Raw genomic sequence first — 432 nt, 5'->3', positions numbered from 1 at the left:
CAAACGCCGTCAGATAGACGCATTCGTACTTCACGCTGCGCCAGAGCCGCTCCACGAAGATGTTATCCCGGTAACAGCCTTTGCCGTCCATGCTGATGGTCACGCCGTGAGCCTTGAGGACGTCGGTGAAAGCCTGGCTGGTAAACTGGCACCCCTGATCCGTATTGAAGATCTCAGGCGGTCCATGACGTGCCAGTGCCTCCTCCAGCACATCGACACAGAAGTCTGTATCCAGCGTGTTGGAGACTCGCCAGGACAGCACTCGACGACTGTGCCAGTCCATCACCACCACCAAGTACATGAAGCCGCGTGCCAGCGGAATGTAGCTGATGTCGGTCGCCCACACCTGATTCGGGCGGTCGATGGTCAGGCCGCGCAGCCGGTAGGGATAGATTTGATGCCCCTTGCCCGGCAGGCTGGTGCGAGGCCTCG

Annotated in this window: 1 protein-coding gene; it reads right to left on the bottom strand. The window is 60.0% G+C overall.

Features of this window, described 5'->3' with window-relative positions; translation table 11 throughout:
- Nucleotides 1-432: IS3 family transposase (locus tag GRB80_RS15985; protein WP_161424414.1), on the bottom strand; the 432-nt coding region annotated here is incomplete at both ends.

The sequence above is a fragment of the Halomonas icarae genome, assembly GCF_009901955.1.
In the GTDB taxonomy this organism is placed as follows: domain Bacteria; phylum Pseudomonadota; class Gammaproteobacteria; order Pseudomonadales; family Halomonadaceae; genus Halomonas; species Halomonas icarae.
The sequence above is the reverse complement of the archived record's forward strand: the minus strand, read 5'-3'. Positions and strand labels throughout refer to the sequence as shown.